The sequence below is a fragment of the Thalassotalea sp. 1_MG-2023 genome (genome assembly GCF_030546745.1).
Taxonomy (GTDB): Bacteria; Pseudomonadota; Gammaproteobacteria; order Enterobacterales; family Alteromonadaceae; genus Thalassotalea_C.
Map to the genome: position 1 here is coordinate 167,597 of NZ_JAUOPD010000007.1, position 7,483 is coordinate 175,079.

Consider the following 7,483-nt stretch of genomic DNA (forward strand, 5'->3'; position numbering starts at 1 on the left):
ATCATTATTGGTATTTCGATAATTGCGTAGATTACTAAAGTAAACCAAAACCAATTAGTGTTTAACACTAATAAGTTAAACTCATGCCCTGTACCCCAATAATTTAAGCCTACAACTAAAAACGCAAAGCCTGAGGCAAAAAGATCATAAAATGATATTTTATTAAAGCTGTTCCCAGCTAGTTTTGGATAAATCGATAAATACGAAACTAAAATAATAACCAAATTGAGTAATATTATTGATAACTCAGGTATTTCCATTTTCGTCAAAACTCCTTATTACGGCATAAACAGCTGGTAAAATTAGCAAAATACAAACAAAATAACCAATGATTTTAACGTGTAATCGTTAGTTAAACATCAACAATCAGCGGAGCTGGTTGAACTGTTTATTGATTAGCAATAGCGTCATAAATCCCGCTACAATTACCGCTAAAAATGCCCACCAATGACTACTCATATACGCAATATAAAATGAGACACCGCATCCAATTAGATAAACCAGTTTAGATATTTTAGCTTTATGCTTAGGGGCAATAAAAAAAGAAAAACCCACAACCAATACCGCACCTAAAACAGGGCATAGTATCAAAAACGCATCCATTACAGTATTGTGCCATGGCGCAGTGCACATCCCAGACACCATGTGATTATTTGGACACATATAATTAGCAACAACATAAAAAGCCATTCCAAGAATAAATGATAGATAAAAACCAAAGACAGCTAAAAAAGCGACAATAAGCCAACGAACCCTCTCAATTATTCTCATCAAACTTCCTTGTACGTAAAGAATTACACTTTAATTTTCGGTAATTATTGAAAGCAACAGTTGATCAATTTCATTATTTACACCGCCCACACTACTATTATTCAAAATAACGTAGCCAATATTTTTATCTATTATGGTCCGTGTTAAAGATGTCCATCCTCTATTAAAACCTGCAAAGCCTAAACTATTATTTTCAGCATCTATAACGTAGCTCATACTCCAACGACCGCCGGTATGAGGCTGTACCTGTAGCATTTCATCTATACTGTTATTGGATAAAACATCTGCTCCAATGTACTCGCCATTTTCATTTTTCAATACTGCTTGATTAAATGTAGCTAAATCTCTAGCCGTAGTTAGAAAACCGGCCGCAGCAGTTTCAGTGAAGTATACCATTCCCGTTTTATTGCCATTCTCATCATACGGCTGAGCAAGGTTTTCTAGGGGAATATTCCCCATCTCAAATGAAGATTCTGTCATGCCAAGCGGCAGCAACACGTTTTCAGTGATAAAACGATTAAACGATTGATTAGCTACATCTTCGATTAATAATTGAACGAGTGTATATCCCCCTCCAGAATATGACCATTTAGTGCTAGGTTCATGAATAATGCTAAGCGCTCCACCTGCCGTATTATTACCATTTAAAGATTCAATCAATGTAGGTAAAGGGTCTTCAACACGCCATCCATTGTAACCACTTAACGATAGCCCTGACGTATGAGAAAGAATATTTCGCAGCGTGACTTTATTAACATCAAAGGACGAAGAAGATAATTTCCAGCTTTTTAGATAATGATTAACAGGTTCATCTAACGAAACTTTACCTTGTTCAACTAATTTCATAACGCCCCAAGCAGTTACAACTTTGGAGATGGATCCAACATTAAAAATTGTTTTTTGGGTAATGGGTAAATTTTTATCAGTATCTGCATCACCATAATAAAATGACCCAACCACCTTTGTACCGTCGACGATTGATATAGCAATACCACGAGCTTTACTCTTCTCAAGAATTAATGGTATTTCCTTGTTCAACTTTTCCGCAAACGCTGAACTTTTATTTATTTCAGCGTAAACAGAAGTAGATATGAAAAAAAATACACTTAAAAATAGCCACTTACTCATAGCAGTCCTTATTGTTACACGACATTAGATAAAAATTTAATTATTCAGTTTTTAAATACTCTAAAGTATCCACCATCTCAAATTTAGGGCTTCGCTTTATAAACTCCCTTAAAAAAGCAGTATGAGCCGCTCCCATTAAAATAAATACTCGATCGTTTTTATTCATTTTAATCCTGTTAAGGTTAGAGTAAATTTTCATGTTTCTGTGATAAAAAAGAGCCGCATTGTCTGCCCCCTCAAAATTATCATCCAGTCCAACATATAGCAGTTTATCGGCATTAGCATTTATTGAAGCATTCAAAGATATTGGATGATTTATAAACTTTAACTTCTCAAGTAACGAAAGGGACTCGTATTTTTCGTCTAATGCAGCAAGTTCAGGATAATGTTTAAATGGGTTATTGGTGATCTCTAAATAAGTTTTTGGATCTATCGAATTGGTTAATTCGGGACTATTTTCAATAAAATCACCCACGCTATAGTTATATCCCATGTGATTATCTATACCATAAATTTTTTCAACATTGTTTAGTCTCGCAACATCAAATGCGATCATACTGGTTTCACCGCTTGAGGTAATTAATTCAGACGGGTGCTTTAAAAATTGTTGATATAATGAGTTAAGTTGCTCATTTTTTTCCGGCACTGACTCAACGCAAATAATAGTAGGGCGAAACTTCGCAATCATTTTAGAGATTGCTCTTACCTCTTTCTGTAAGTTTTTATCTTCTTCGTCAAATTCAGTGCTATGCGCATCAGGCGTTGGTCCAAAATGAAAAGTACCGAAATTAAGGACTTTAATTTTAGAATGGTTAGCTTGAGCCTTAATTGTCTGTAAAGCAGGACTTTCACGACTCAGTACATTAAAACTTAATAACACTAAAAGATTGATTATTACAGCTGTAAATCGCATCGTTTAATTTTCCTTTTAATGAGGAGTATTCCTATATTTATTTTCGAAAACGTTATTAACATTAAAAAATTTATCTAAGTAAATGCTTCAAGCCTTGGTTACTTAAATGCATTCACACCAGCTTTTTTTTGCAATAGTTCATAACCACAAACTTAAACGGACAAAAGTTGGTGGTTATGTCAAACCAAGCCAAATTGAACAACCTTTAGCAGCCCTATGCTTTACGCGCTTGCTATATGCAGGTTTGCTCAGTTACCTCAAATTCAATTTAATATTCCGTTCGAGAGATACTAGCTTGATAAACAGAAGTTTGAATACAATTGGTCCTTAAAGCTTCCCAAATCCGATGCTCAGAGAGGGTGTAATGTGGGAAGCGCAAAAGGTTAAAATTAGCTTGACGCCATAGTCTCTTGTTAGATGCAATTTTTAATGGCTTCAAATTCTTTCGCTGCCATAGTTGGAATAAACTCTGTTACTTCGTAATTCGCTACATTAGCAATATGAAATGGATCTTCTTTTATTATTGAGTCCACTTCAGTCTCGTTAGCCGCATTTATTAAAATTACTCCGCCAGTTCGTGGAACTTTGCGTCCTGAAGCAATAAATTTACCTGCTGCATAATATTTTTCAAGGAATGTGACATGAGCTTCAATATATTGATCAACTTCTGATAATTCCGTTGTGTACGTTAAGGATACAATAAACACTTAACTCTCCATTTCATGTCGCCCACATAAGGGGCTGATAATAGTTGGTTAAAATTAGCGACGCAGGAGCAAAACCAAACTGTATTTTGTCCTTACTTAACAATTTTTTAGCTAACTTTAATTCTTAACCTTGATTTTATTAATCTGATTACCATTACTTTCAGTCGTTACAATAATATTATCACCTTGAGATAAAAAAACTGATTTTTGGTCACTTTTAGATAAAATTAGCACTCTGTCTAAGGGGACTTCATTTTTATGATTAAATTTAAAAACGTCAACCATGCAAGGGTACGTATTTTTACAATCATTTGTAGTGACGTTGTAATAAACTCGGTCTAAAGAAGCCCACTTTGGGCGTCCATAAAGGTAACTTGTTCTTGGCCAAAAAATTGAGATATCCCATTTACTTGAGTCAGAACTCCAAACTTCGCTCCCTTTTACAAAAACAAATGGTTCTTGTAATCTTACTTCTTTTACCGCTTTTGTATATGTTGGGTGTTCAAATTCTGTATTACTTCGCTCTATCCGTGTTGTTTGGTCAATAGTCAGCGTTTCTAAGCTGGTAAAGCTTTTAAGTTTACTAGCTAACCATTCCTCTTCATTTATATGAGAATAACCAACATGAATGATGATTTTTGCATCAGGGTCTTTATCAAATACTTTTTCTTTGATTGTTAATGCTGAGTTAGTTTCACGTTCATCGATAGTATCGAGTTTACTAGGTTTATGTAGGTCATAAGAAATTATTTCAAAGCCGATTTCTTTTGCTTTAAGTACTAGATTTGCATAGGTGCTTTCACGGGTGTAATACCCAATATTGTTAGTGACATATCCTTTATTAACTTGTGATGAAGCTGAACTATTTAAAGATTCGGCCGCAAAATAACGATATCCTTGCTTCCATAGCCCCGAAAGCATACGGTACGTTAGTACCCTATGTTGTGCAATATCATGAGCTTCATTGAACATTACAATTTGATGTAGTTGCGAGCGTTTTAATATTTCACTTTCTGCACTTTTTACTTTGTAGTTAGTTAAGTCTTCAAGAGCTAAAGTTTCATTTTCAGCACTTGAATCTTTAGCAATAAGCACTTTTTTATGTAAGCCAGCAAACGAATATTGAACACCAAGATCTTGCATAATAATATCTAAAGCAACAGGGCTATCAGTATATTCTTTGGCAAAATTTTCAATGATTGGAAGTTTCTCAGCTAAGCTTTTACCTTTAGTTTGTTCTTGAACCTGATTTCCAATTTTTATTGCTTCTAAAAAAAACTTTTCGTGATCATGCTTTGAAGAGAATGCAGAATCAGAAGCAAGTAGACACAGTAGTATTATTTTCTTCAAGTTAAATCCTTTTATTTGAAATGTAATGCTGAACGGTATGGTAAGTTAGCTCACGCCCCACTAAGAGGCAAATAATAGTTGGATAAAATAAGAAAAAACAACTGTTTTTTGTCCTTTTGAGCCTTGTTAGCTGTTTACTTCCACAAACACCTAATCATTGTTTATAGAAAAAGAAACTGCTTGGATTTTCCAGCCTTTAGTTGTTTGTACTAGTTGCCAGCTTTCTGACCCCCAGTTTTGTTTTTTATTATCTTTATAATATGCATAGTCAAAATAAACCGTAGCAATATTTTTATCTGAGTGAATTTGTATATTACTAAACTCTTCTTTTGAAGGGCCTTCTTCGGAGATGATACTTTCAATAAAATCTTACGGTGAGGATAAGAACTTTCTAGTTACCTCTATGTTTTTATTTTGTTTCTTGTTGATTTCTTTTACTAAAGCAATTCGTTCTTCCATAATTTTTTCTGAAAAAACACCAACCCAAGAAACTCCTTCTTCAAGAAATAAACCCAAGAATGATTCTCTATCCTTATTTTGAATAGACTCTTCAAATGTTTTTATTACAGCTCTGATCTCTTCGTCTTCTGAGGTACCAGCTAAGCAATAATTAATACTGAACACAAAGATAAAAATGACACAGGTATACTTCATAAAATTTTACTTAATAATATTTAATACACATACTTAATTGGAACCTGATTGACGGCTAACGCACTAACAATGGGCAAGTATCAGTTGGTTAAAATACGCGACGATGGAGCAAAAACCAACTGTTATTTGCTTATTTATTAGCTTGTTACATTTTTAAACTAATTATCTGTAGGCTGTAGATGTTGAACCACATCAACACTAAAGCCTGCTGGATCTTGAATGATAAAATGTATTTGCCCCCACTCTTCTTGCTTTAAAGCCATTATAAAATTTAGTCCCATTTTTTTAGCTTCCGCATATGCTATAGCTGCATCTTTGACTTCAAGTGAAATTACATACCCCTTAGGAGACATTATAGGATGAAGAAACTCTGGCTGGCTTGAAAGATTAGGCAACAGAAAACCAAGCTGGATATTATGGTTGGGTGAGATCAAATGAAGATAAAAATTAGAATCATAAAATACGGCTGTAAACCCAAAAACTGTCTCATAAAAAGTCTTCACCGCTTCCAAATCACTCGTCACCATTACGGGAAACATCACGTCTACTTCAATCATTTTATTTACTCCTGAGATTAGATTACTAAAAACAGTATTATTATTCTTTTAATTCAATCTGTATTGTACAAAGCGGACATAGTTCTAAACTGGTTTGGAGTAACACCAGACATATTTTTAAAGTCTCGATGAAAATGCGGTTGATCGTAATAGTAAGAAGCCCACACATTGGGGCAATTCGCCGCATTCATAGCGCGTAATGTTTTTTGAAAACGAAAAACCTTAGCGAATTCTCTAGGCGAAAGTCCTAAATATTGAGAAGTTAATCGACGCAGGTGCCTAGCAGATACTCCAAACTCAGAACACTGCTTATTAGATATGTCAATATTAGAGGTAATATTTCGATCACAATGTAAAATATATCGCATTAATCTACGATCAATTTCGAAATAATTTATGTCATCAAGCAATATTTTCGATAGAAACTCACAGCGTTTTTGAAATGACATGACCTGATAACTACTATTACATAAAGCACTTAAAAAATTTTCAGGTAGTATGTCGCTTATGACGTTGTCGTCATTGCTCCATTCACCCAAAGGGATCTGTATTATTCCTTGATGCCCTAGTATACGAAACCTAATACCGAAATATGAAACAGGCCCTATCATTTCAAACACTTTAGCCGAGGAGAATGGGGAAACAATAAAAACTTCTTCAGGAAATGAAAGGTTAATTATTAGGTCGACACAATTATCAGGAACACTACGATAAAAATACTTACCATTTGGAACATTAAGTTGCCAATATTCCTGTACCCAATTACTTAATGATGACGCAGGTTTTAAAGTTAGATATGAGTCGGAATTATTTACTCGGCCTTGTAAGGAGTAATCATTAATGTTTATCAGCATAGTTGAATACCCCACCTCTCAAATAGCACAGAAAATATAACGTATCACTAAGAGGCAAATTGCAATTGGCTAGAATAAGTGAAGCACAAACAAAAAGCCAACTGTAATTTGTCCTGAAAACCCTTGTTAGCTATTGCTCTAGCCACTGCTAGAATATAGCCAATCAGTTAATTTAGAAATTAAGTAATGGAACGGGATAAATATTATTAGATATAAACCTAAATCTCATCAGGAATGATAGCTCTTGTAAATCAGTAAAATTGTCTTCTACAGTTCGTTTCATATAAGTAGTAAATAAGACTGATAGAAATATTGCTATATATTGAGAAAACTCATTACGTTCTTTAGGCTTTACTTCCTTGCGCACCACATACTCTCCGAAATAGCTAATGCCTAAATAACAGGCTTAAAATTGTTTGTTAAAATTTGAGGAACGAAAAACAACAAACTGTTTTAAGTCCTTGTTTATTTTCTTGTATGGATAATAAACCCACCAAACTTAAACTTATTCGGTAAAGTGAGACCCAAGCTATAGCAGCAACTATAGCT

At 34.2% G+C, this 7,483-nt stretch carries 8 protein-coding genes; all 8 read right to left on the reverse strand.

The window, feature by feature from the left end:
* Positions 1 to 366 precede the first annotated feature (366 nt).
* On the reverse strand, positions 367 to 771 hold the full coding sequence (locus Q4489_RS08165) for a hypothetical protein (protein ID WP_303478886.1): 405 nt from the start codon (positions 769 to 771) through the stop codon (positions 367 to 369).
* A gap of 30 nt (positions 772 to 801) precedes the next feature.
* On the reverse strand, positions 802 to 1,899 hold the full coding sequence (locus tag Q4489_RS08170; protein WP_303478889.1) for a serine hydrolase: 1,098 nt from the start codon (positions 1,897 to 1,899) through the stop codon (positions 802 to 804).
* 40 nt (positions 1,900 to 1,939) lie between these two features.
* Positions 1,940 to 2,812, reverse strand: a complete 873-nt coding sequence (locus Q4489_RS08175; protein WP_303478891.1) for a DUF5694 domain-containing protein — start codon at positions 2,810 to 2,812, stop codon at positions 1,940 to 1,942.
* Positions 2,813 to 3,225: 413 nt separating this feature from the next.
* Positions 3,226 to 3,519 (reverse strand): YciI family protein, encoded by a 294-nt coding sequence (locus Q4489_RS08180; RefSeq protein WP_303478894.1) that lies wholly within the window; start codon positions 3,517 to 3,519, stop codon positions 3,226 to 3,228.
* 117 nt (positions 3,520 to 3,636) lie between these two features.
* Positions 3,637 to 4,869, reverse strand: a complete 1,233-nt coding sequence (locus tag Q4489_RS08185) for a hypothetical protein (protein ID WP_303478896.1) — start codon at positions 4,867 to 4,869, stop codon at positions 3,637 to 3,639.
* 369 nt (positions 4,870 to 5,238) lie between these two features.
* On the reverse strand, positions 5,239 to 5,523 hold the full coding sequence (locus Q4489_RS08190; RefSeq protein ID WP_303478899.1) for a hypothetical protein: 285 nt from the start codon (positions 5,521 to 5,523) through the stop codon (positions 5,239 to 5,241).
* 158 nt (positions 5,524 to 5,681) lie between these two features.
* On the reverse strand, positions 5,682 to 6,080 hold the full coding sequence (locus tag Q4489_RS08195; protein ID WP_303478901.1) for a VOC family protein: 399 nt from the start codon (positions 6,078 to 6,080) through the stop codon (positions 5,682 to 5,684).
* Positions 6,081 to 6,133: 53 nt separating this feature from the next.
* The gene (locus tag Q4489_RS08200) at positions 6,134 to 6,934 is read right to left on the reverse strand and encodes a helix-turn-helix domain-containing protein (protein ID WP_303478904.1); all 801 of its coding nucleotides are present in this window, start codon (positions 6,932 to 6,934) and stop codon (positions 6,134 to 6,136) included.
* Positions 6,935 to 7,483 lie beyond the last annotated feature (549 nt).